Origin of the sequence: Pseudothermotoga lettingae TMO (genome assembly GCF_000017865.1) — a bacterium.
Classification (GTDB): Bacteria; Thermotogota; Thermotogae; order Thermotogales; family DSM-5069; genus Pseudothermotoga_B; species Pseudothermotoga_B elfii.
The window spans coordinates 456,101-479,881 of record NC_009828.1 but is presented as its reverse complement, the minus strand read 5'-3'; the positions used below and the strand labels follow the sequence as shown (position 1 = coordinate 479,881).

Sequence of the window (23,781 nt, the reverse complement as noted above, 5' to 3'; positions counted from 1 at the left end):
TCACCCCTTACCACAAATGTGGAGGATTTATGAACACCCTCCAACCCTTCCATCCTATTTCATTCAGTTTGCCGTCCAGTTTACTTAGTGTATCATCAAGTTCACGAGTTTTGATAAGAAAGTGAAACCTGTACTTACCTTTTAATTTGAAAACTGCATGTTCTACAGGCCCAAGGACTTCTTCATCCCTAAGCGAATCCACACAGGAACTTATGAGATCCCATCCTATTGAAGGATTATCGCTTTCCAGGACTACCTGTACTAAAAACGAATATGGCGGGTAATTCCCAGATTTTCTTCTCTCAAGTTCTTCTTGATAAAAACAATACTCAGATGAAAACAAGTATTTTATCAAATCACTGTCAGGTTCTGCTGTCTGAATAACCATCAATGCATTCGGTGCCATCTGTAACCCCTGGCGAAGTTGCTGATATACCCGAATTTTGGAGTTATAATCCGGTTGAAAAAGCAAGCTATCTATATCGACAAATCCGAGCAAACCAAGCTTTGGGTAGGTAAATCCATGCAAAATGATTCTTGTCCCCACAAGGATGTCAAGTTCTCCTTTTTGAAATTCAAATAAGCGATTGAGTAATTCTCGAAAATTTGTTGTGTCCCTATCAATCCTTGCAACTCTGGCTGATGGAAAATTGTATTTGATCAATCTTTCAATTCTCTCAGTTCCAAAACCTTTTGGGTACAATGCGTGAGCCCCACATTTCGGGCAAATATCTGATACTTGCTCCACATAACCACACTGGTGACATTTGTAAAGATTTTCCGATTTATGAAACGACATGGCTACGTCACAGTTTGGACAGAGAACAGTATATCCACAAACAAGGCATCTGACAAATGGAGAATAACCTTTCCTTCTGGTCAGAAGTAGTATATTTTTGCCGTCATTCAAAACTTTTCTCATGTTTTCAACAAGCTGATCTGACAAAAAGCTGTTCTGTTTCTTCATATCAACAAGGATTACATTTCTGGAAGATGTCTGTAATTTTAGAATGCAGGAGTTTTCTAAATCGCTAAAATCATCAAGTCTACCAGAAGCTGAAGAGAGTATCAGAGGTACATCGTATAAAAATGCCCTCTTCTGTGCAACCTCAACACAATCAAACACAGGCTCCTCAAACTGATAGTAGCTCTCGTCCTCATCATTTTCGACAACAATAGCCCCAAGTTTTTTGATAGGAAGAAAAACAGTGTTTCTGGTCCCGATATATACCCCCGTCTCTCCTTTGTAGGCTGATATCCAAACCAAAGCTTTTTGCGATTTTGAAAGATTACCATGATAAACATACGTTCTGACATCAAGAGATTTCTGAACCATACCGGCGATATAAGGTATCTGTGAAGAAAGAGGAACTAAATATAAAACCGAACAGCCGGATTCAATAGCATTTTTTATCAGCGGAAGAATCAAATTGAATCTTTCCTCAACAGTTCCACCGGAAATTACCTTTTTCTCAGGCTCATTATCATCTATTATCAATTGATTTTCTCTATTTTTTTCTATCAAAGCACTTTGAATAGATGGCATATCTGATGCTCTGAGTAAACCCTTATCCATCATCTTCCGAATCTTTTTGACAGTTACACCTGTAGATTCAACTACCTGATTGACAGTTGCACCTTCATTCGCAAACAAGTAATTTAAAACATCGTACTCATCTGGATTTTTTGCCGTTAAAATGGCCTCTTCAAGATTTTTGTTCAAAAAAAGATAAAGATTCCCCACCCTTGGCCTTGGTTGTTTTGCTGCAAAAATTCTACGAAGTTTTATATAACCTTTCTTCAAATACATCTTCAGGGTTTTCTCACCATATTTTGAAATAAATTCAGATAAACTCATTGATTCTAATGGGATTAATTCAGAAGTTGATTCAACCATTGTTTTTGCATAATCATCTACAAAAGCCGGTATCATCATATCAAAAAGCTGACCAATCGGGGAATAAAAGCGACGAGCTACCCATTTTATCAATTCCACATCCCTCGGATTGACAAAACTCAGCCCATCTATTCTTTCTTTTATTTCTTTTATTTCTCTCAAATCAATGTTATCCGATAACTCTGATTGACATAAGACATAACCAACACAATCTCTACTATTAAAACTTACCAGCACTCTCTCGCCAGATTCCAACTCACCACTATATTGATACAGAAAACTTTTTCTCAGCGGGATCTTAGATATTGCTATCTCGTAAATCATGATCGCGTTTCCACAATGTTTTTCCATCGTATGTTATAGACTCAAGCGCTTCTGGATACTCGAGCTGACAATTTTTAATGATTTCCACTATCAAGTCTTCGGGAATAGATGTATCTATCCATAACTCACTGACATCGACATTGACACGTTCTTTTTCTACCATGTTGTTCAAAACTTTTTCAATAGCCTTGATATACCTTTCAAATGAAATACCCATTAAACCGATTCCTCCAAATGAATTATATAAACTCCGTCTTCTCCATCAATTTCTGATAAATTCACATTAACTCTCTCTCTGTTTTTCGAAGTTGGAAGATTTTTTCCAACAAAATCTGGCCTTATTGGTAACTCTCTGTGCCCTCTATCAATTAGTACCGCAAGCTGAACCATCCTGGGCCTTCCAATATCTGATAGTGCGCCCAGAGCTGCTCGCACGGTTCTGCCGGTAAACAATACATCATCCACGAGCACAACGATTTTACCATCGATTGGAAATCTAACTTTTGTTTTGCAATAATCTGTTTTTTTTCCGTCATCCCTGTAAGGTCCCACATCAAGCTCTCCAACAGGTACCGTCACTTTTTCAATTGATTCTATGAGTGCTGCAAGTCTTTTTGCAAGAAAAACTCCCCTCGTCATGATACCCATGAGTATCAGGTCTTGAGCGCCGCGATTTTTCTCCAGTACTTCGTGAGCTATTCGTTTTAAAGATCTTTCAATATCATCTTCGGAAAGAACTTTAACTTTTCTCACCATCTCACGCCAACACGGAAATCTATATGCCAATCATAACCCAATTCGCCGAAAAGATCCGAGCTATTTAGCTTGGTAAAAGGATAAAAAACCGAAGCTCCTATATTAAAATTGCCTATCTGCACATCGCCACCAAAATCAACTGACAAAGCGCTTTTCGAATTTTCTGGTAAATAGAAAAGAGGTATACACACATATAAATTAACTGGGGCAAGACTCAGTTCAGCAGCGGGAGAAAAATTCCAAAGCTCGTTTGAAACATACATTACATCAAATGAAAATTTCATCTGGTCGAACTCAAGGGAGACCCCTCCACCAATGTCTGCCGTATTCATAAGATCGGATTTACTTGACCAAACTCTGAATTTTTTCACCACAATACTGTAATATGCATAACTATCTTCAGAAAATTTTCCCCGCGCTCCTACATCAATGAACACGGAGTAATCCTCCTGAGAATCTTCTTCAATTCTCTCAAATCCGATGTTCAATCCAAGATCGACAGTCGATGCTCTCCCCGCAATGCCATAAAGAAAAGAAAGCCTTCCCATTTCGAAATCAGTGAAATCACTTGATAACTGTAAAACACCCGCTAAGGAATCTTCTGAAGGTTGCAGCAACGATACTGAAAAACTTCGAACATTGTTGCTTCCCATCCTCAACGTGTTGGAAATCAAAAGCTGGCGAAATTCATTTTCCACTATGCCAGCGGGATTCATTCTAAATGCCCAGGGACCTGTTGCAGATGCATATCTCCCATCCCCTGAAAAATCAATTATATCTCCCATTATTGTTGTCAGAAATAGCAGCATCAACATACAAATCAGCTTTTTTACCCTTTCCATAGACATCCAGCACCTCCCTTTTCAAAGTTTTAAAGGTCCCGTCTTCAATTGAATTACGAATCTTGTTCATGAATTTCATCATAAAATGCAGATTATGGTATGTGAGAAGTATACCACCGAGTACCTCTTTTCTGTCAAAAAGATGGTGCAAGTAAGATTTACTATAGTTCTGGCAGACAAAGCAATCACAGTTTTCCTCAATTGGCTGGAGGTCTCTTTTAAATCTGGCAGATTTAATATTCAACCTTCCTTTCCACGTAAGCGCTGCACCATGTCTCGCAAGCCTCGTGGGAAAAACACTATCAAACATATCAACCCCCATCTCAACAAGTTGAATTATCAGAGCAGGTGAACCGCCCCCCATGAAATATCGAGGATTCTCGGAAGGCAAGGCTGATACAGTAATTTGTGTTAAATAAAGTGTTTTTTCAAATGGTTCTCCAAGGCTTAAGCCACCAATCGCAAAACCATCGAAAGGAAGCTGAGAAAGCTGTTCTGCGCTAAGTTTTCTGAGATCTTCATATACGCCTCCCTGGGCAATCGCAAACAACAATTGATGTTCATTTACCCCATGTTTTAAGCATCTCATAGCCCAATTGTAAGTTCTCTTAGCAGATACCATGGATTCCGTATAACTGTCTTCAGGACCTGGGCAATGATCTAAAACCATTACTATGTCCGAGTTCAAGGTGCTCTGGATTTCCATAGATAGTTCTGGAGTTAGCAGCATTTTAGAACCATCTACAGGAGAAGTTATTAAGACGCCGTCGTCACCAATATCACGAAGCTTTCTCAAGCTAAAAACCTGAAATCCCCCACTGTCGGTGAGTATACCTCCTTTCCACCCCATAAATTGATGAAGTCCTCCGTGCAAACGTATAACATCAAGTCCCGGTCTAACAGCTAAATGATAAGAATTCCCCAGTATTATGCCTGCTCCTATTTCCTTCAGTCTCATTGTGTCAGTTAGTTTAACGTTGGCATTAGTTCCAACCGGCATAAATACTGGTGTTTCATAATCACCATGATTCGTGTGCAATTTTCCTACACGTGCTTCGCCAAATTTTGATACTATTTCAAAACAGGATCTTTGCTCTTTCTGAAGCAATCTGTCGCACACTCTTTAACGCTCCTTCCATTTCTCCGGCAAATGTTTTCAATTCGTGAAGCATATTATTTTTAAAGTCTTCGTCTTTTATGGATTTAAGATTTATCAGCACATTAGCCCTTGCTGAGTAAAAGGATCCCATAGCAAGTTCAGCAGCACTTATAGCATCAGATATCGCATTCACATTTCCCCACTTTGCAACAATAAGAGCACATTTCGCAATTTCTTTCAAATGTCTGCAAGTCTCGTATGGTACATGTGCAGCAGCTTTTAGCGCTTCTTGGATTGCTTGAGTTCTGCGTTCTTTTTCTTCGTTTGTTGATTTTGGTAATCTGTATGCATTCATAACTTCGTCAAAAGCCTTAATATCCAGATCAACACTTTCCAGCAGCGCAACTCTCGTTTCTTCCATAAGTTCTATTACTCGTTCCATTTCAGTATGCCATTCTGAATAATCCTCTCTCAAAAGAGTCAGATTGGCAACCATTTCTACAAGTGAAGCTGCCAGAGAACCAACGAACGCACTAACTGCACCTCCACCAGGTGTCGGATTTCTATCCGATACTTTTTCAGTGAACTCCCTTAAGGATATTTTTTCAATACTCATTTCTATACCTCCTCAGAGATTATCTTTGTTCCTGAGCTTGTACCTATTCTGGTTGCCCCTGCTTTAATTAAATCAATTGCCTGATTGTAAGAACGAATCCCGCCAGATGCTTTCACAGAAAGCTTTGGTGCAGACCATTTCATGAGATTTACATCTTCTGCTGTTGCACCAGCAGGACCAAAACCTGTCGAGGTTTTAACAAAACTTGCGCCAGCAAGTTCACTGATGACACAAGCGGCTATCTTTTCTTCATTAGTAAGATAGCATGTTTCAATTATAACTTTTACAGGCTTACCCTTACAAGCTTCAACAACCCCACGAATATCTTCATATACATATGACCATTCGTGTGATTTGAGCATACCAACGTGAATTACCATGTCTATTTCATCCACACCTATTCTGATTAATTCAGATGCTTCCTGTGCTTTGGAAAGCTGAGTATTTGTCCCAAGAGGAAATCCGACAACACTTATGACTTTCACACCACTACCCTTAAGCAATTGTAAAGAAGTTTCGGCAAAGGATGGATTAACACAAACACCACAAAATTTATATTCCTTGGCTTGTTCACATAGAGCAACGATATCTTCGACAGTCGCGGTAGGTTTTAACAAAGTATGTTCTATGCTCTTTCTGACCATCTCACGTGAAACTTCTTTGAGAAAAGGTTCAAATTTATATTCTTCTTTATAACGAACAATTCTTTCTTCAATAAGATACTCTAAACTGCTCACTGCTATCACCTCACAGACCAAGATCATGACTAATCGATTTCATAGCATCTAACGACAGAGTTAAAAATTCCTCAAGTGATAATCCAAGATCCTCACATCTTTTCATTTGATCTCTATTAGCACCTTTTGCAAAAAGCTTTTCTTTAAATCTCCTCAACAGAAAATCAGTGTCAACAGAAGAAAGGGATTTCTCAGGAGTTATCAACGCTGCAGCTACGATAAAGCCGGTTGTCGGATCAGCAACGTATATGGCTTTTTCCATATTAGTGACACGATTTTTCTTATCACAGTGAGCAAGTATTGCGTCTTTCACAGATTGTGGAATATCATAATTTTTAAGAAGTTCAATGGTTTTTAAGCCGTGATTTTCCGGATTATCTTTCGTATAGTCATAATCCAGATCGTGAAGTAACCCTGATATAGCCCATAAGTTCACATCTTCTGAAAACTTTTCAGCCAAAAACTTCATAACAACTTCCACTGCCAAACAATGTTTGATCAAATTTTTGCTTTTCACGTGCAATTTGACAAGTTCTAATGCTTCTTCTCTACTAATCATTTTGAACCCTCCTGAAGATAATTATTTTTGCAAAATCTCTCACCATAATACAACCTCAAAAACTCAATGTCTTTAAAGGTAACGTAAACATCCCCGAATTGCTCTATGGATTTTTGAATAATTGTTAGACCTTCATCAGGATCATCAATTAAAATTGACTTTCCCATCGGTTTTCGCATGCTTACAACACTTTGTAGGCAAACGGGGGCTTTCGATTTATTGACAGGTGTTACAGATACACCTTCTGCTGAATTTATAATCATAGAAAGAATTTCTCTTGCCATTACGAGATCACCGCGCCTTAAAGCATTGCTAAGCAAAAGTAAATAAGCCTGTGGGTCATGTTTTGAAAGAGTAGAAATGAGATCTTCATCAAATCTCCCCGTTTCCATAAATTGAATCGCATTGTTTAAAATAAGTGATCTTGGGCAAAATGGGAAAAGCTCGTCTATGGAGAGATTTGCTCTTGAAACTATGTATCTTACACACGTATATTGCTTTTTTTTGATTACATCTATTACTTTATCTGCTTTGCTTTCATCTTCGGTAAGTGCCGAAATCAGCAATACCAGAAGTTTATAATTTCCTTTCGATGCACAGTTAGCAAAAAGTGCCCCGTCTATTTGAGCTGAATCATATGCACTTGTTAAAAGTAGTATGTATGGATCCTTAGAGGTTTCATAAGCTATTTTGAAAAGTTTGGCAACCTCTCGAAATCGCCCCATGGAGAGAAGCACTTCCCCAGCAGATAGAAGAGCTACAGGCGAAGATGAATAATTTCTGAGGAGGGAAACCATTTTTTCAACAGGTGGAGTTTGGTTTTTGTAAAGATCTGCAATTAGATCAATGCTATCAAGATACTGATCGCTCTTTTTACTCAAGCCAACACAGCCGTCATAATCTCCCTTGAGAAGGTGAACAATCTTTTCCAGAATCAAACGCTGGTTTTTGTCTCCTACAGATATTATCCTTTTCTGGACAGATTTTTCGATCAATAACTCGTCTTCACCATAAGTAAATCGATTCAAATCATACAACGACCATATCTCATTAACCGGCACATTCAGATCTTCCTCGATTGACACCTTCACTTTTGGAGGCACGAAAGATCTCTTAGGGTGATCGGTTTGTTTTACACCGCGCTTTTGAAGATCTTTTTCAAGTTCCATTTTGAGTCGTAACAGATTCAAAATTCTTTCATCTTTTTCTTCTTCCACCTTTTCTATCCCCCAGCAATCTGTTTTCTCGAAAACTATAGTACCTTTCTCTGCCAACTATCAAATGATCAATAATCTCTATTCCGAGTATATCACCTGCAGAAATTAACATCTCTGTTGCTTTTTTGTCTTCGGCACTGGGTGATGGATCTCCGGAAGGATGGTTGTGAACAACTATAATTGAAGTTGCATTGGATCTGATAGCGATTCTAAATATTTCTCTTGGATGAAATATCGTTTGATTGTTCGTACCTTGAGTAATGTCTTTGTGAAATACCGAGAACAACTTACTGTCCAGAAGAATAACTCTCAGCACTTCTTTTTCAAAAAACCTCATCTCATGGCAATATTCGTATACTGATTCCGGCTTGTCTAACAAAATACGGTTATCTGATAATTCACGATAAAGTCTTTTTCCAAGTTCAAGAGCAGCTTTTATCGACGCAGCCTTTGCTATACCAACCCCATCTACTGAAGCTATTTCCTCTATTTCTGCATTTGCAAGCATCTTAAGAGACGAATTAAAGCTGTGTAGCAATTCATTAGCAAGCTCTAATACACCTTTTCCACGGGTTCCTGTACGCAATAAAATGGCAATGAGTTCTTCTTTTGAAAGGCCTTCAGATCCAATTTTCAGCATCCTCTCTCTCGGTTTCAAAACTCCACCACCCTTTTGAGTAAAAATATTCCCACAAATCTCCTATAGGTAAACCCATTACAGTATATAAATCACCATCTATACCTTCCACAAGAACTCCACCCAAGTCCTGAATACCATATCCTCCTGCTTTATCAAATGAATATATTGAAATATAACTATCAAGGAATTCATCGGGTATTTTTCTGAATTTGACTGTGGTATAGCGATATTTGGTCCAGACCTCTCCACGGCTGACAACCGCCACAGCTGTATGTACAATATGTGAACGATTCGACAACATGCGCAAATAACATCGTGCTTCAGAATTATTTTCTGGTTTTCCCAGAATATTTCCATCCACTTCGACTATCGTATCTGCTCCAATAACAATTGCATCACTGACCTTTTCATAAACATTCAAAGCCTTCAAAATTGATAGTTTTTCAACTGTTTCCTGGGCAGTCTCGAAATTCTTTTCTTCAATTTCCGGAGCGATTATTTCGAATCTGCGGAACAGTTTCTTGAGCAGCATTTTCCTTCGTGGTGAAGTCGAAGCCAGTACTAACCTGAATTCTTTCAACATACGGCAACACCCTCTTAACAATATATGCGTTTGCAAGGGCACCTGGTATGCCAAGAAAAAGCATATAAGGTAGTATTATAAAGAAAGATTTGCTTTGCAAAAAAACAGAGCCAACAAATATTTGAGCAATATTATTTGCAATACTTCCGCACAAACTTACACCAAATAGACCAAAGAACCCAACCCTGGATAAGACAGTTTCAATCAGAGCTGCAGACGAAGACCCAGCAACACTCATAAAAAAAGCCACATCCATAAAGTGGCCGGTCAAAATAGACCCGATCAAACTTTTCCCGATCGCAACTTTTATTCCTTCAACTCCCCCAAAAGCAAAAATAGAAAGCAACACAACAAAATTTGAGAATCCCCATTTTCCATTTGGAATGGGAAAAGGTACTACACTTTCCAGAACATACGTTACCACACCCAGGCTGATCATTAACGCTGTTAAGGCTATTCTCTTCGCTCTCACCAAGTTATCACATCCGCCTTTGGCATTTTACCACTGAACTTTATTAGAACCCTGTTCGGAACACATATGATAACCCCACCAGGTCCAACTTTTCCAGTTTTTTCACAAATTTTCAATGAGCATGAACTATTCTTGACAAAGACCGTCTTCCCGTCAAAATATATGTTCATCAAATGATTATCACCTTCTCTGAGCTCGTATTCCCCTGCCTGTTTGATTACCATCGCGATCTCTCCATTTTTCCATACCTCTACTTGCGAGGAATTTTTATCCTTAACAAAAAAACTGATAACAATTATCAGCAAAATTACCAATATTACAAGAAAATCTGCTTTTCTGAAAAACTTATTTCGCCTGCTCATATACTCTCATTGAAGGTGATCTGCACACAGATCCATCCTCTGTTATTATCAAAACACTTCCTCCAAATTTTGGATATTCCAGGACTACGTACTCCCAGTCTTTCGCCATGACAAAAGCAGCCGTTGAAAGTGCATCAGCTGTTACCGCGTCTTTTGCAACAACGGTTGCTGATTGAGCACCCTGTGCAGGATAACCTGTTTCAGGTGAAAGAATATGATGATACCTCACGTTGTCCAAAATAAAGTATCTCTCGTAATCGCCAGAAGTGGCAACAGCACCTTCTGTCAAATAAAGGTACGTTACCACCGAGTCTGCTTTCCGCGGATCTTTCACACCAACAACCCATGGTCGAGATCCAAATTTTGGCCCAAGTATTCTAATATCGCCCCCGGCTTCAACAAAACCCGTACACTCCGGATCAATTTCTTTCGCTATCTGATATGCCCTATCAAGGGCATAACCCTTAGCTATCCCTCCAAGATCAAGCTTGACACCATTCAGCAACCTTATTCTCCTTGTGTTCCGGTCTAATTCTACGTTTCTTACCCCTGATTTTTTCAATGTTTCAGCTATATCAAATTTTGATGGTACAGTCTCTGGTGAATGTTCAGCTATTTTGTTGAATCCCCAGAGCTCTATTAGATTTCCAAGAGCAGGGTCAAACGCCCCACTGGTTATTTCCGAAAATTTGACAGCAGCATCAAGAAGAACAAATGTTTCCTCGTCAAGGTCAACCCAATCTTTGGAAGTGTTTATTTTACTCAAGAAACTATTTTCATCATTCAGGTTGTATTTTTTATAAATTCTGTCCATCTCATCAAACATGATTTCCGCAAGGGATTTTGAGCCTTTTTTCGACGAAACAACGATTCTGCAGTAGGTTCCAAGCGTAAAGCCATCGTACTCATAATAGTTGTGCTGTGATCTGACAAAGACTGCGGCAGTTAAGGAAAAGATTATCGCCAGACCAACGAAAAGAAGAATAAACAACAAACGATTTGTTCTTAAAAAACTTTCGCGATCTTTTTTCCGCATTTTTTGCACCTGCCTTCTCGATCTAAACCTTCGTTTTGAATCTCATACCTATCACGCCTGACTACGAGGGTCCCACACGAAGGGCAAACCGTGCTTTCGTAATTTGAATCCCAAAGATTTCCTATATAAACATAATCCAGATACTGTCGCGCCAGGTTATAGGCCTCAATAAGTTTTGAATTTGATGTGGCAGGATTGCTCATTCTATAGTTTGGAAAATAACGAGATAAATGAAGAGGCAAAGATTTATCTAAACTTGCCAGCCATTTGAATTCTTCCTCAAGATGTTCCATGTCGTCACTGATTCCTGGTACAATCAGTGTAGTTATCTCAACATGTATACCTGCCTCAACAGCTACTTTTATGGTCCTCTTAACAGTGTTCAAATCTCCCCCGAGACGACGGTAAGTTTCTTCCTCGAAAGCTTTGAGATCAACATTTATGGCATGAATTGATTGTATCAACAGGCTGAGAGGGTCTTCTTCTACAAGCCCATTCGTGACTAAAACGTTATACAAACCTTCCTTGGAAGCTATTCTGGACGTATCGAGAACAAATTCAAACCAAACGAATGGCTCATTGTAAGTATAGGCTATACCACGAGAACCTCTCTCCAGAGCTATGGAGACAAGCTGTTCAGGAAGAACCCGGCGAGTTGGAGCCGGTTGCTGGGATATTTCCCAATTTTGACAAAAAGCACATTTCATGTTGCAGCCAAAGGTTCCAACAGATAAGATCTTCTCCCCTGGATTGAAATGAAATAACGGTTTCTTCTCTATTGGATCCACGCAAATAGACGTAATCTGACCATAATTCAATAACTCCATAATCCCTTCCTTATTTTTTCTGGTCAGGCAAAAACCGATCTGCCCATTCTCCAAAACACAATGATGGGGACAAAGTTCGCATTTAATTTTTTCATCTGAAAGACTGGTAAAATACAACGCCATTTTTTGCACAAAATCACTCCTTAATAAAACCTTTCAACTGTAAAACGGTATACGGTAATTTTCTCATTATCCAGAATGCCCGCTTTTCTCCTGGCTATTTTTAATTGTTCCTGAACAGTATCGATACCCTCTAAATCAGGTAACAGAAGACCCCTTCGATATCCTTTCGCAACTATAATGCCATATTTCTTAGGGTCAAGCTGGTTTATACCCGACACCTCTTCAGGTTCGCTCAATATATCAACACTTACTTTAATATCATCAAGCTCATTTGTGCTAACTGGAAGAAAGCGAGGGTCTTCCACTGCTGCAGCAATTGCATTATCCCTTATTTCTTCAGCAAGATTTTCTTTCGTCGGAACATATGTTCCTATACACCCTCTGAGAGATCCATCCAATTTATGGAGGCTAACAAAAGCACCCGCTCTTCTTTTCAGTAATTCCACAGGTGCACCATCTTTAAGTGGGTTCAGCAATCTTTTCTCTTTCAACCATGCCTCAATGCTTTTTATGGCCCACTTAACATAAGGATGTTCTCCTTTCATGATTTATTCCCTCACTTTCTCAAGAATCCTCTCCACAGTAAATTCAGTCTGGCTTTTAATATATTGAAGTGGAATGATCTTCAACCCCCCGTCAATTTCTGCAAGTACTCCTCCTTTTGGATTATCAAGATAATCAACCAATTTTTTGGCGCAAACTCTTGCAAACTCTATATCTTTTTTCTCTGGAAATGCTGAACTGAGCATACCAAGGATTTTTATCGTAGTGGTTTCTCTTGCAGGGTGATTTCTGAAAATTACAGAGGCCTTATCACTTTCACGCAACAAAACAAAATCGCTGGCAAGCCTCAGCTTAGAAATTACATCTTCAATTCCATTCGGAAAAAGAACTGTAACAGATCCATGATCATATCTATTGAGAGAATGAAAAAAATTCAACAATTGCAAAGTCACGGTAGTTAACCCAAGTCTATAACTGAAGCAAAAAGAACCAGAATCTGCGCATGGTAATAGAACAACTTTTACTCCGGCCGAAAATAACTCGCTAACCATGGGAAACGATCTTTCAGACCCCAGAACAACCAGCAAATCTATATGATTCATCGTCAAAACTCTGATAACCTTCGACTTCCAGTCATGAAAAATCGATATCTTACGTGTGCTTCCTACAATAGAACCACCCATTTTTTTAAATTGCTCAATTTCGTTAGCCCTGATTAACTTAAAATCGTTTTCCAGCAAGCCTTGCCATCCATGGAAAAACCCAGTAATACTTGATAAATAATTCGTCAGAGTGTATATAAACTGATTGGCACCCGGGCAAATACCATCTATCAGAAACCCCACCCTCAATTAAAATCCTCCCAAGATTTATTATACCCCTAACGTGCCATGAAAGATTTTTACGCGAACTCACTAAATCCTCTCAAAGTGAAATGCTGAAAATGATTTCTGAGTAATTTGATAATTTCTCCTAAACTGTAATATACTGGCATTTTGTTGAAAGATGGATCAAGATTTTCTCCGATTCTACATCGCTGAAGAACGTAATTTGATGACCTGTCCAGCCATTTGCAAATCTCCAAAAAATCTTCTACGGAGAGCAGGTCCGGATGATAAGTAGTGCGAAATTCGTATTCTGGGGCAAGTGATCTTATTACCTCAACTGATCTTTTTATGGAATCTAAATCTACAGATGCACGACATACCTTCTCATATTTGCTCAATGGAGCCTTTATATCCATTGCAACGAAATCAACCATTTTCAACCTGATCAATTTTTCAATAATATATGGTTGGGTGCCATTTGTATCAAGTTTGACCTTAATTCCTAATTCTTTTGCAAGATGGATCATTAAATAAAGATCTTTTCTTAAAGTTGGTTCTCCTCCTGTTATACATACTGCATTTATAAGTTTTCTGTTGCTTTTGATCCATGCGAGAACTTCTTTCCATTTTGTCTGTGCCAGAGACTTATCAACTGTAACAAGCATCGAATTATGGCAGTATGGGCATCTCAAATTGCACCCAGAGATAAAAACAGTAGAACATGGTTCTTTTGGAAAATCCAGCAAACTTACTTTGACCCATCCTTGAACATACATCGGTCCATCAACCTCAATTAACAACATAATTTACTCTATGAATGAATTCTTCTCGTTTTCCAGGATTCCAGTTTTGAACTGGTCTGTAGAATCCCACCACTCTGCTCCACACTTCTGTCGGCTGACCACAAACTGGACAGGAATATTCCTCTCCACCGATATAACCATGATCACGGCAAATGCTGAAAGTAGGGGTTACGGTGATATAGGGAAGTCTATAATTTTCAAAAATTCTCTTTATGAGTGCTCCAAGGCTGTATGCATCCTCAACTTTTTCCCCCAGAAATATGTGAAAAACTGTTCCGCCTGTGTATTTTAACTGTAAATCCTCTTGAATCTGTAGAGCTCTAAACAAATCATCTGTGTAATTCACCGGTAATTGTGTAGAATTTGTGTAATAAGGCTCATTTTCTCCACTTGTGTAAATATTTTTGAAGCACTCTTTATCAAGTTTTGCCAGTCTGTAAGATGCACCTTCAGCTGGCGTTGCTTCAAGGTTGAAAAGGGTACCGGTTTCTTGTTGAAAAATCAACAGCTTTTCCCGCATGAAATCAAGAACACGCATTGCAAAAGTTTTTCCTTCTGGTGTATCTATTCCTCTTTTGAAAAAGTTCATCAAAGCTTCATGCATACCAACAAGTCCTATCGTACTGAAATGATTGTGCCAATACTGTCCAAAAAATTTTTTAACTTTTTTCAAACAGACCTTTGAATACGGATACAATCCCCATTCTGTGAATTTCTCTATTGCATTTCTTTTTACAATAAGGCTTTCTTTTGCTATCTCCATAATAGAATTCAATCTTTTGAAAAACTCTTCCTCGGTTCCAGATAAATACCCTATCCTCGGCATATTGATAGTTACCACACCTATGGATCCCGTCATTGGATTTGCCCCAAAAAGCCCACCACCTCTTATGTAAAGCTCTCGGTTGTCTAATCTGAGCCTGCAACACATGCTTCGAACATCCTCGGGCGATAAACCCGAGCTCACAAAATTGGCAAAATAAGGTATACCGTACTTGGCAGTCATCTGTAAAATCATATACCCGACTTCACTTTCCCATGGGAAATTCCCGGTCACATTATATGTAGGTATTGGAAAACTAAAGACTCTTCCTCTCGCATCGCCTTCTAACATCACTTCACAAAACGCCTTGTTAAACATATCCATTTCCTGCTGAAATTCACCATATGTTTTTTCCTGAAACTGACCACCTACAATAACAGGTTCATTCGCCATATACTTTGGAACAACTACATCCATTGTTATATTCACAAAAGGAGTTTGAAATCCCACTCTGGTTGGAACATTTAGATTAAAAACAAATTCCTGAAGACATTGAACTACTTCTTGATAAGAAAGTTTATCGTAAGCAATAAAAGGTGCCAGAAGCGTATCAACATTTGAAAAAGCTTGAGCACCGGCAGCTTCGCCTTGTAACGTGTAGAAAAAATTGACAATTTGCATCAAAGCTACCCTGAAATGTCTTGGCGGTTTACTCTCTATCTTTTGATCAACCCCACCAAATCCGTTGATTAAAAGATCTCTCAAATCCCAACCACAACAGTATGGAGCAAGCAAATTCAAATCGTGTATGTGAAAATCTCCCTCCATATGGGCTTTAGAGATTTTCTCTGTATATACACATTTAAGCCAGTAATCGGATGTAATCTCTGAAACAATGTGATTATTTAACCCCTGCAACGAATAATTCATGTTACTGTTCTCTCTGATACGCCAGTCTTTCAACAGCAAATACTGTTCAACCATGTTTTTCATGCAAACACCTCCATACTATATATAGTATCTAAATAACATAATATACAATATATAGGATAATGTCAAGAATCTTTTCAACAAATGACCTTAAAAAAAACGCAAGGAAAAATATGACCGACCTTACTGAGTTCTTTACAGCGTTGACAAATTGCACCATTAAAATTTTTACGTGGTAGTACACGTGAAAAATAGTGTAATGACCTGAGGAGAATGCTATGGGTGGTTCAGGTTATAGAAAAAACAGATATTTTGCAGATATTCTCAGCACAAAAAAGGTGCTCACCAACAAATTGATATTTAAAAGTTTCCTGACTGGCGCTGTGTCTGGTCTGGTAGTTGTTCTTTATAGACTTTCGATTACATGCGCTGAAAATATAAGAAGTTCGATAAAGTATGGCAGCTGGTTTATTTTCTGGATATTCATGACAGTTGGCTTTTCGCTCATCATTTGGTGGATTACCAAAAAAGTACCGCATGTAAACGGCAGTGGTATACCACAGGTCAGAGCCATTTTGCTGAGAAAAATTAATTATGAACCGTTAAAAGTTCTTCTCGGAAAATTTTTTGGAGGTTTCTTGGCAATAATAAACGGCTTTTCACTTGGCAGAGAAGGACCGTCTGTTCAGATAGGAGCTTCAGTAGGGCTCATATTTTCAAATAAATTTGCTAAAAATGATCTTGAAAAAAAGCATATGATTGTTGCTGGTTCAAGTGCCGGACTTGCCGCTGCCTTTAATGCTCCATTTGCCGCTGTCATTTTCTCGATAGAGGAACTGCAAAGAAATATATCTCCGCTAACTCTTTTAACTTCGATGATAGCAGCTATAACAGCTGGATATATTTCAAAAGTTGTGTTTGGAGTGGCTCCAATATTTGATCTGAAACTCTCCAGTGTATTACCTTTAAAGTACTATCCACTCATACTTGGTTTAGGAGTAGTAATTGGTATTTTTGGTGCATTCTTCACCAAGAGCATCCTGTGGTTTTCAGAACAGATGGGAAAATTGAAGGTATTCAGTTTAATGATCCCTACAATAGCTGCCTGGTTTTTCCTGTTGAAAATCCCGCAGGTTCTGGGTGGAGGACACGAATTAATAATGGACGTTGCACATGGACTTTTTTCAGCAAAAATGTTGATTGTCTTACTTGTTTTGAAATTTTATTTTACAATGATCAGTTATGGCTCAAAGGCACCTGGTGGTATTTTTTTGCCAATGCTCGCAATTGGTGCTCTTATTGGTAGTGCATATTATCATTTGATAAACGTGTTCTGGAATTTTAATGATTCCTATTTAACTAATTTTGTAGTCCTGGGTATGGCCAGTTATTTTGCCAGTGTGGTCAGGGCACCAATAACTGGCATAGCACTTGTTACAGAACTTGTTGGATCTTTCAACCATTTACTGTCGCTTTCCGTTGTTTCCATATCTGCCTATATCATATCGAGCCTGTTTAAAGTGTCTTCCGTTTATGATATGCTTTTCGAAAGGCTTCCTTTATCAAAAACAGCGCAAGCAAAACGTACATCTGTCATCAGAGTAACTGTCACACCCGATTCTGAGCTTGCTGGCCTGAAAATTAAGGATTGCGTTTTGCCTGAAAGCTGTCTTATCGCATTCATAAAACGCGATAACAATGAAATAATACCAAACGGTGAAACAGTAATTCATCCGGGAGACGTTTTGACTATTATTCTCAACCAAAACGATGAGATTCCACATTTTCTGCCTCCCGGAAGAGGGGTTATTGAAAGTAACGAGGTTCTTTCATTCATCAAAAATGAATAGAATTCATATTCCAACAGCTTCGAATTGCCTTTCAAAAACTATTTCCGTAAAATGCTTACACGGTGCCGATTTAGATCTTTTTAAAAGATTGGTGAGCACTTTCTGGGGGCCCACCTCAATAAACGATTTCGCACCGAGCTGAATCATTCTATTAATGCTGTCATACCACAAAACAGGTCCACAAATTTGACTCAGAATATTTTCTCTTATTTTCTCTGGATCAGTCGTTTCACGACCGGTACTGTTCATAACGATTGGCCAACGAGGCTTCCTGAATTTTATTCCGCGCAGTTCATGGGCCATTTTTTCCCTTGCTGATTCTAATAGAGGAGTATGAAACGGTCCACTGACTTTTAACTCTGCAACTCTCTTTGCAATTTTTTTCAATCTCTCTATGGCAATTCTCACGGATTCAACCATACCACTGATAACTACCTGATCTTCGGAATTATGATTTGCAACCCATACATTGTCTATATCCGATATCGCAGCTTCTATCTCATCAATTTTTGCACCTATCACTGCTGCCATAGTTCCTTCGCCGGGTTTGACTGACTGAGATATATATTCTCCTCTTTTTCTGACAAGATACAGGCCGGTTTCAAAGTCATACACATCTGCCGCAGCAAGTGCTGTATATTCACCGAGACTGTGTCCCGCCAGCAACGATGGAACATATCCTGCCCTTATAAGTTCGTCAAAAGCAATGTAGCTTGCTATGTAAATAGCCGGCTGAGCATTTTCTGTTAACTTTAAAAAATCTTCGTCACCGTTCATTACCTGGAAAATATCTATCCCAAGTACCTCTCTCGCGGTCTCGAAGAAATAATATGCCCTTGAAAACGAAGTGAGATCATTCCCCATTCCAGAATATTGTGATCCCTGACCCGGAAAAAGAAAAGCTTTCATTTTTTCACCTCCTCATAGAGTTTTTTCACAGTCTCTACGAACTCTCTCATAATTTTCTCAATAACATCCTTAACAGATAATATTTCATCGATTAATCCAGCGCACTGACCAGCCATAAAAGATCCTCTCTCCAGATTTCCATTCAAAACAGCTTCACGAAGGCTTCCAACCAGAACCTGTTCCGCCTCCAGAGAATTATTGACTTCAAGCTCGCAAACTTTTTTTGCAAACGGTGTTTTCAGAACTCTTGCTGGATGACCGAGTTTTGCTCCCGTGACGACTGTGTCCCTTATTGAAGCTGTCAGTATCTTTTTTTTGTAACTTTCGTGGATCTCTGCTTCTATCGTCGCCAGAAATCTCGTTCCCATTTGAATACCCTCAGCACCAAGCGCAAAAGCTGCTGCCATACCTCTGCCATCTGCTATCCCTCCGGCCGCAATAACTGGAACTGTCACACTTTTAGAAACCCTGTTAGTGAGAACCACCGTACTTACTTCGCCAATATGCCCACCTGATTCCATACCTTCTGCTACAACTGCATCAGCACCTGCTCTCTCCACCAATTTTGCAAATGAATCTGATGCAACTACTGGTATGACAGCTGCACCACTTTTTTTAAGATTCGGAATGTATTTTGCCGGGTTGCCAGCACCAAAAGTCACAACAGGAACTTTTTCAGAGATGACGACTTCCACAAGTTGATCTGCATAAGGTGAGGCAAGCATTATATTTACCCCGAAAGGTTTATCAGTAAGGTTTTTTACAGTTCGTATAGCTATCTCAAGTTCATCCGGTCTCATTGCTCCTGAACCTATTATCCCAAGTCCGCCCGCCTGAGAGACAGCTGCGGCAAGAGCTGGAGTTCCAGCCCATGCCATTCCACCCATTAAAATCGGATACTTTATTTTCAAAAGTTCGGTTACCCTATTTTTCATTCTTTCTCACTCCAACCAGGAGAGTTGCTGTTGCAACTATTTTTCCCTGAACTTTCGCAATTGCTTCCACCTTCGCCATACCAAGTTTTCTTTCCTTGAGCCACACCTCATATTCCAGAACATCCCCGGGTCTAACTTCAGATTTGAACCTCGCATTATCTATACCAGCAAAAACTGGAATAACTGACTCGCCCCGATTTAGAAGCATCAACCCGGCCGTTTGAGCAAGGCCTTCTATTATCAAAACACCCGGATAAATGGGATATGCAGGGAAATGACCCAGAAAAAATATTTCAGATGCAGTCACATTTTTGATAGCTTTAGCGTGATCTTCACTTTTTTCAACGATTCTGTCAACAAGTAGCATAGGAAACCGGTGTGGCAGAATTTGCTTAATTTCATCGATATTCAAGATTCATACCTCCCTATTACAAGGGATGTATTGTGACCACCAAAGCCAAATGAGTTTTTCACAAAATTGTCAAAATGAATTTCAACCGGTTTCTTACCAACAACATTAATTTTTATTTCAGGGTCTTTTTCATCAAGATTGGGCATCGCATGAAGAAAATGGTTGTGCATTTGCAGGATCCCAACAACAGTTTCTGCTGCCGCTGCCGCTCCGAGAAGATGCCCCATAAGAGTTTTGGTGCTATTGACAAAGACTTCTCGTCCAAAGAGTTTTTCGATAGCTTTCGCCTCAGCTGCGTCTCCCGCTGGTGTACTTGTGGCATGGCAACTAACATACTGTATTTTGTCAGGAGAGATTCCAGCATCTTTCAAAGCCATTCGCATAGCTTTTTCTGCGCCCGTCCCCTCCGGATCCGGGGCACTCATATGATATGCATCGTCGTTCATTCCATACCCTTTTACTTCAGCAAGTACATCTGCTTTCCTATCTTTCGCAATTTCTTCAGCCTCAAGCACCAGAACTGCCGCTCCTTCTCCCATGACAAATCCATCACGACTGGCATCGAAAGGTCTCGAAGCTTCTTTTGGTTTATCGTTTCTGGTTGACAAAGCCTTCATATTTGCAAAACCCGTTATTGGCAACGGTGCTATTGTCGCTTCCGCACCACCTACTACAGCAACGTCAGCATAACCGTGTCTGATCAACATTGACCCAAGCGCTATAGCATGTCCTGACGCTGCACATGCACTTACAGGGGCAAAATTTACTCCCTTGAGCCCATATTCAATTGCTACAATTCCAGAAGCCATGTTTATCAAAAGCATTGGTATCAAAAACGGGCTCACTTTACCCGGACCGCCCGAAAGAAATTTGTTATTCTCATTGTCCAGCGTTATGAAACCTCCCATACCTGAAGCTATTAAAACTGCTGTACGTTCAGAATGCAATGACAGATCCAGTTTGGCCTGTTCAAGTGCTTCTTTAACAGCAACAAGAGCGAAATGTACAAATCTATCCGTCCTGCGAACAAGTTTTCTATCCAGAAATTCTTCAGGGTTGAAGTCTTTAATTTCAGATGCTATCTTCACCGGAAGGTCAGCTGGATCAAAACTCTTTATCGTATCAGCTGCTATGTAAGACTTTTTAAGTGATTCGAGTACTTTTTCTTTTCCTATTCCTATTGGAGATACGATCCCCATACCTGTTATAAGAACCCTACGCACTTTTCAATCTACCTCCTGTTGGTCCATTATAAAAATGTAAAAAGGGGCAGTCAAACAGCCCCTTTACTATGTAAATAAATTAACTGTGTTTTGTTAACACAAAAACTCTTACACCAAACAACTTTTTTCATAAAGAAGTTATTCTTTTAAAAACCAATATAAAATTATGACGTGAAACAAATAAAAATGACCTGAATCAATCTTTTTAACAGAATTCATTCGATGTCCAGATTGTCGCATTACATGGGAAAATCGAATGATTTCAAGTCGCCCCTGCTTTACAAAATTGCAATATATTCGTCACAAATGGTACACTTCGAGTTGTCCAGTCTCAGGTTCGAGAAAAACAGCTGTAGCTTGATTAGATAGATACCCACTTGCATCTCCCGGGTTCAGGACCACAGTTTTTGAACTTTTTCTCACATCCACTTTGTGTGTGTGGCCGTAAAAAACAAAATCGAAGAAATTCGCTTCTAAAAAAGCATCGATACTAATCGGTTCGTGCATCATCAAAATTCTGTATTTGCTGATAATCAGTTCAGCTGGGCCTTTCTTCATTCTGCCGGAGGATTTCTGATTCAGCAATATTTTTTCTCCGTCATTATTTCCAAACACACCATAAAAATCACAGTCTTGCTTGAGAAACTCGGCAAGTGCAAAGGGAGAAATTACATCTCCACAATGAAAGATGTGAGTTACATTTCTTCTCTTCGCTTCATCAAGAAATTGGCGTATTTTTGGTATATTATCATGCGTGTCTGAAATGATCAACCACATAGATAATCCTCCTTTCAATCAACACTCACTCCAAAACAATTAACTGGAAAGATCGTCGAAGTTATGAAAACAGGCATCGATGGATTGATCAAATCATAAACCAGTAACTCGTTATTCTCGACAATATAAAGTTTTTTATCGAAGATTTCCAGATCACGTATCAACAATCCTGAAGCAATCGTATTCTGACTGCCATCATCTATGTTTATTATGTATACTCCATTATCTGTTCCTGCATAGATGTAGTTATTATAAACACGCATATTCAAGGGGTCTCTACTGAATGCTATCTGTTTGTTCAGAGTAACATCCTGCCCATCCACGTGGTAAATATTGATCTGCCCCTGGGAAAACACATAAACACTTCCTCCCCTGGTGAATGCAAATGAACCGTTAACTCTATCAAGATAGTTTGAAAAATCCGAGAGCGCGTATATACTCACCATTCCGGTATTATCTGCTGCGCACAAAAAGTCATCAACAGAAATTCTTGCAACTCCAGGAAAAGGAAATTGCTGATAATCCAGCGTTTTACTGCTTAATTTTAGTAGATAATTCCCTGCAACAGTATAAAAATAATCGCCATTAAAAGAAGCAGAAAGTGGGTAGGCTTGAAAAATGTTCTGGCATTCTTTAGAAAAGGTAGTTCCATTGTATCTTGTAAATGTACAAGGATAGTGACCAACTGTGATCAGGTATCTGTTTTCAGCCCCTATATCAAGCAGAGTTTCTGAAACCTGTATTTCCTGAAAATTATCGAGTCTGTCTTCATTCCAGTGGAATACATAGATTTTTTCATTTGAAAACACAAATACTCTCCTGATATCACGAACAATTGTGAATGGCTGGGAAAAACCGCTGTGTTTTCCATCGATAGATCTTGCGTTTATGACATAACTGTACTCTTCGCCTTCTTCAACATATGTGTCAACAAAATTTGTTTCCGAAAGATCATCGGTATTCATTTTAACCCACAGATTTCCTTCTTTTCTGTATATGTCGTAGTAATCTGCCCCATAAACCGCTTCCCATTGTATACTTATTCCTTCATCAAGATTTACGGCGGTCGCATTTGAAACTGCTTCCAGATCATTGCTCAAAATCTCTATTGTAACTGATCCAAAGTTATCTATCTCTATCTGAAAAACATTCGTTCTCCCTGGCTGAAGTTCTAATCCATAAGCTCCACTTGAAGGGCAAACCATGATCAAGTTGTCAAGAGAATAGAGCTCTATTCTCAGATTCCATACTGCACTGAGTAGCCCGCTAAAATTAAAGAATGCTGCATTGTTGATCACTGTAGATTGTTCTTCTATTTTCTCCTCGTTACATGAAAGTTCTATATTAATTCGATCAATCTGATCAGAATTAACAGAAATCACAAGCTCCAAATCCGCCTTATTCAACTCTAAGCTAATCGAAGTGCTTGTCGTCTGACCAGCAACAACAGTTACCTGTTTATGTGCAGAATACAAAGCATATCCATGGCTGTCGAGCAAATTTACCTCAATATTCCAGAAACCCGTTTCAAGTCCTTCAAAACCGATCTCTGACTGACCGGGAAAATTGAAAAACTGTTGAATCGTCCTGGAGTCGTTTTGAAGAATTATCAGTCCTTGAACAGCTGTTGAATCAGGAATTACTTTCTCACTGAGGATTTTTACAACCAGAGATCCTTTTGAACTGTCAAGTTTTAAACAACCACACAGCAGCAAAAAGGCCGAAAAAAGTAGCGCCCATTTTTTCATACAAATACAC

At 39.1% G+C, this 23,781-nt stretch carries 26 protein-coding genes; 1 reads left to right on the top strand and 25 read right to left on the bottom strand.

All coding sequences use genetic code 11. From position 1 onward, the window contains the following. Positions 1–7: 7 nt before the first annotated feature. The 19 genes from priA to TLET_RS02210 are packed head-to-tail and all read right to left on the bottom strand — an operon-like array spanning position 8 to position 15,980. Entirely contained in the window at positions 8–2,221 is a 2,214-nt protein-coding gene (priA, locus tag TLET_RS02300) for a replication restart helicase PriA (RefSeq protein WP_012002498.1), read from the bottom strand. After that, a complete protein-coding gene (locus tag TLET_RS02295; RefSeq protein ID WP_012002497.1) occupies positions 2,196–2,438 on the bottom strand; it encodes a hypothetical protein in 243 nt (80 codons plus the stop codon). The genes priA and TLET_RS02295 overlap by 26 nt, the downstream gene beginning before the upstream one ends. Further along, positions 2,438–2,977 (bottom strand): bifunctional pyr operon transcriptional regulator/uracil phosphoribosyltransferase PyrR, encoded by a 540-nt coding sequence (gene pyrR / locus TLET_RS02290; RefSeq protein WP_012002496.1) that lies wholly within the window; start codon positions 2,975–2,977, stop codon positions 2,438–2,440. Before pyrR ends, TLET_RS02295 begins: the two co-directional genes overlap by 1 nt. Continuing rightward, a complete protein-coding gene (locus tag TLET_RS02285; RefSeq protein ID WP_228369030.1) occupies positions 2,971–3,819 on the bottom strand; it encodes a hypothetical protein in 849 nt (282 codons plus the stop codon). Before TLET_RS02285 ends, pyrR begins: the two co-directional genes overlap by 7 nt. Further along, positions 3,746–4,939, bottom strand: coding sequence for a tRNA guanosine(34) transglycosylase Tgt (gene tgt / locus TLET_RS02280; protein ID WP_228369029.1), 1,194 nt, complete (start codon positions 4,937–4,939; stop codon positions 3,746–3,748). Before tgt ends, TLET_RS02285 begins: the two co-directional genes overlap by 74 nt. Further along, entirely contained in the window at positions 4,896–5,534 is a 639-nt protein-coding gene (locus TLET_RS02275; RefSeq protein WP_012002493.1) for a cyclodeaminase/cyclohydrolase family protein, read from the bottom strand. The genes tgt and TLET_RS02275 overlap by 44 nt, the downstream gene beginning before the upstream one ends. A gap of 2 nt (positions 5,535–5,536) precedes the next feature. Continuing rightward, the gene (gene deoC, locus TLET_RS02270) at positions 5,537–6,298 is read right to left on the bottom strand and encodes a deoxyribose-phosphate aldolase (RefSeq protein WP_049753339.1); all 762 of its coding nucleotides are present in this window, start codon (positions 6,296–6,298) and stop codon (positions 5,537–5,539) included. After that, on the bottom strand, positions 6,282–6,830 hold the full coding sequence (locus TLET_RS02265) for an HDIG domain-containing metalloprotein (RefSeq protein ID WP_012002491.1): 549 nt from the start codon (positions 6,828–6,830) through the stop codon (positions 6,282–6,284). Before TLET_RS02265 ends, deoC begins: the two co-directional genes overlap by 17 nt. Continuing rightward, the gene (locus TLET_RS02260; RefSeq protein WP_012002490.1) at positions 6,827–8,047 is read right to left on the bottom strand and encodes a hypothetical protein; all 1,221 of its coding nucleotides are present in this window, start codon (positions 8,045–8,047) and stop codon (positions 6,827–6,829) included. The genes TLET_RS02265 and TLET_RS02260 overlap by 4 nt, the downstream gene beginning before the upstream one ends. Then, complete coding sequence (radC, locus tag TLET_RS02255; RefSeq protein WP_144313108.1) at positions 8,028–8,687, bottom strand: RadC family protein; 660 nt, start codon at positions 8,685–8,687, stop codon at positions 8,028–8,030. Before radC ends, TLET_RS02260 begins: the two co-directional genes overlap by 20 nt. Then, a complete protein-coding gene (locus tag TLET_RS02250) occupies positions 8,668–9,270 on the bottom strand; it encodes a Maf family nucleotide pyrophosphatase (protein WP_012002488.1) in 603 nt (200 codons plus the stop codon). Before TLET_RS02250 ends, radC begins: the two co-directional genes overlap by 20 nt. Beyond that, positions 9,167–9,742 carry a Gx transporter family protein gene (locus TLET_RS02245; protein ID WP_012002487.1) on the bottom strand — a complete coding sequence of 192 codons (576 nt, stop codon included), beginning with the start codon at positions 9,740–9,742 and terminating at the stop codon, positions 9,167–9,169. Before TLET_RS02245 ends, TLET_RS02250 begins: the two co-directional genes overlap by 104 nt. Beyond that, positions 9,739–10,104, bottom strand: coding sequence for a NusG domain II-containing protein (locus TLET_RS02240; RefSeq protein ID WP_012002486.1), 366 nt, complete (start codon positions 10,102–10,104; stop codon positions 9,739–9,741). Before TLET_RS02240 ends, TLET_RS02245 begins: the two co-directional genes overlap by 4 nt. Then, entirely contained in the window at positions 10,088–11,140 is a 1,053-nt protein-coding gene (locus tag TLET_RS02235) for an FAD:protein FMN transferase (protein WP_012002485.1), read from the bottom strand. Before TLET_RS02235 ends, TLET_RS02240 begins: the two co-directional genes overlap by 17 nt. After that, positions 11,110–12,099, bottom strand: coding sequence for an AmmeMemoRadiSam system radical SAM enzyme (gene amrS, locus TLET_RS02230; RefSeq protein ID WP_012002484.1), 990 nt, complete (start codon positions 12,097–12,099; stop codon positions 11,110–11,112). Before amrS ends, TLET_RS02235 begins: the two co-directional genes overlap by 31 nt. Positions 12,100–12,110: 11 nt before the next feature. Continuing rightward, entirely contained in the window at positions 12,111–12,635 is a 525-nt protein-coding gene (gene amrA / locus TLET_RS02225; protein ID WP_012002483.1) for an AmmeMemoRadiSam system protein A, read from the bottom strand. A gap of 3 nt (positions 12,636–12,638) precedes the next feature. Continuing rightward, positions 12,639–13,439 carry a 6-phosphofructokinase gene (locus TLET_RS02220; protein WP_228369040.1) on the bottom strand — a complete coding sequence of 267 codons (801 nt, stop codon included), beginning with the start codon at positions 13,437–13,439 and terminating at the stop codon, positions 12,639–12,641. Positions 13,440–13,495: 56 nt separating this feature from the next. Then, positions 13,496–14,224 (bottom strand): anaerobic ribonucleoside-triphosphate reductase activating protein, encoded by a 729-nt coding sequence (locus tag TLET_RS02215; RefSeq protein WP_081430055.1) that lies wholly within the window; start codon positions 14,222–14,224, stop codon positions 13,496–13,498. After that, complete coding sequence (locus TLET_RS02210; protein ID WP_012002480.1) at positions 14,211–15,980, bottom strand: ribonucleoside triphosphate reductase; 1,770 nt, start codon at positions 15,978–15,980, stop codon at positions 14,211–14,213. Before TLET_RS02210 ends, TLET_RS02215 begins: the two co-directional genes overlap by 14 nt. Before the next feature lie 215 nt (positions 15,981–16,195). Between TLET_RS02210 and TLET_RS02205 the strand changes: the two genes are divergently transcribed. Continuing rightward, positions 16,196–17,767, top strand: a complete 1,572-nt coding sequence (locus TLET_RS02205) for a ClC family H(+)/Cl(-) exchange transporter (RefSeq protein ID WP_012002479.1) — start codon at positions 16,196–16,198, stop codon at positions 17,765–17,767. Between the two features lie 3 nt (positions 17,768–17,770). Here TLET_RS02205 and fabD read toward each other — a convergent pair whose 3' ends face one another. From fabD to TLET_RS02175, 6 genes are all read right to left on the bottom strand, one after another. Continuing rightward, entirely contained in the window at positions 17,771–18,676 is a 906-nt protein-coding gene (fabD, locus tag TLET_RS02200; RefSeq protein WP_012002478.1) for an ACP S-malonyltransferase, read from the bottom strand. Further along, the gene (locus tag TLET_RS02195) at positions 18,673–19,611 is read right to left on the bottom strand and encodes a nitronate monooxygenase (RefSeq protein ID WP_012002477.1); all 939 of its coding nucleotides are present in this window, start codon (positions 19,609–19,611) and stop codon (positions 18,673–18,675) included. The genes fabD and TLET_RS02195 overlap by 4 nt, the downstream gene beginning before the upstream one ends. Continuing rightward, positions 19,601–20,023 carry a 3-hydroxyacyl-ACP dehydratase FabZ gene (gene fabZ / locus TLET_RS02190; protein WP_012002476.1) on the bottom strand — a complete coding sequence of 141 codons (423 nt, stop codon included), beginning with the start codon at positions 20,021–20,023 and terminating at the stop codon, positions 19,601–19,603. Before fabZ ends, TLET_RS02195 begins: the two co-directional genes overlap by 11 nt. Continuing rightward, on the bottom strand, positions 20,020–21,246 hold the full coding sequence (fabF, locus tag TLET_RS02185; protein ID WP_012002475.1) for a beta-ketoacyl-ACP synthase II: 1,227 nt from the start codon (positions 21,244–21,246) through the stop codon (positions 20,020–20,022). The genes fabZ and fabF overlap by 4 nt, the downstream gene beginning before the upstream one ends. A gap of 300 nt (positions 21,247–21,546) precedes the next feature. Next, positions 21,547–22,023, bottom strand: coding sequence for a metallophosphoesterase (locus TLET_RS02180; protein WP_012002474.1), 477 nt, complete (start codon positions 22,021–22,023; stop codon positions 21,547–21,549). Between the two features lie 14 nt (positions 22,024–22,037). Beyond that, the gene (locus TLET_RS02175; protein ID WP_012002473.1) at positions 22,038–23,771 is read right to left on the bottom strand and encodes an LVIVD repeat-containing protein; all 1,734 of its coding nucleotides are present in this window, start codon (positions 23,769–23,771) and stop codon (positions 22,038–22,040) included. Positions 23,772–23,781: the final 10 nt, after the last annotated feature.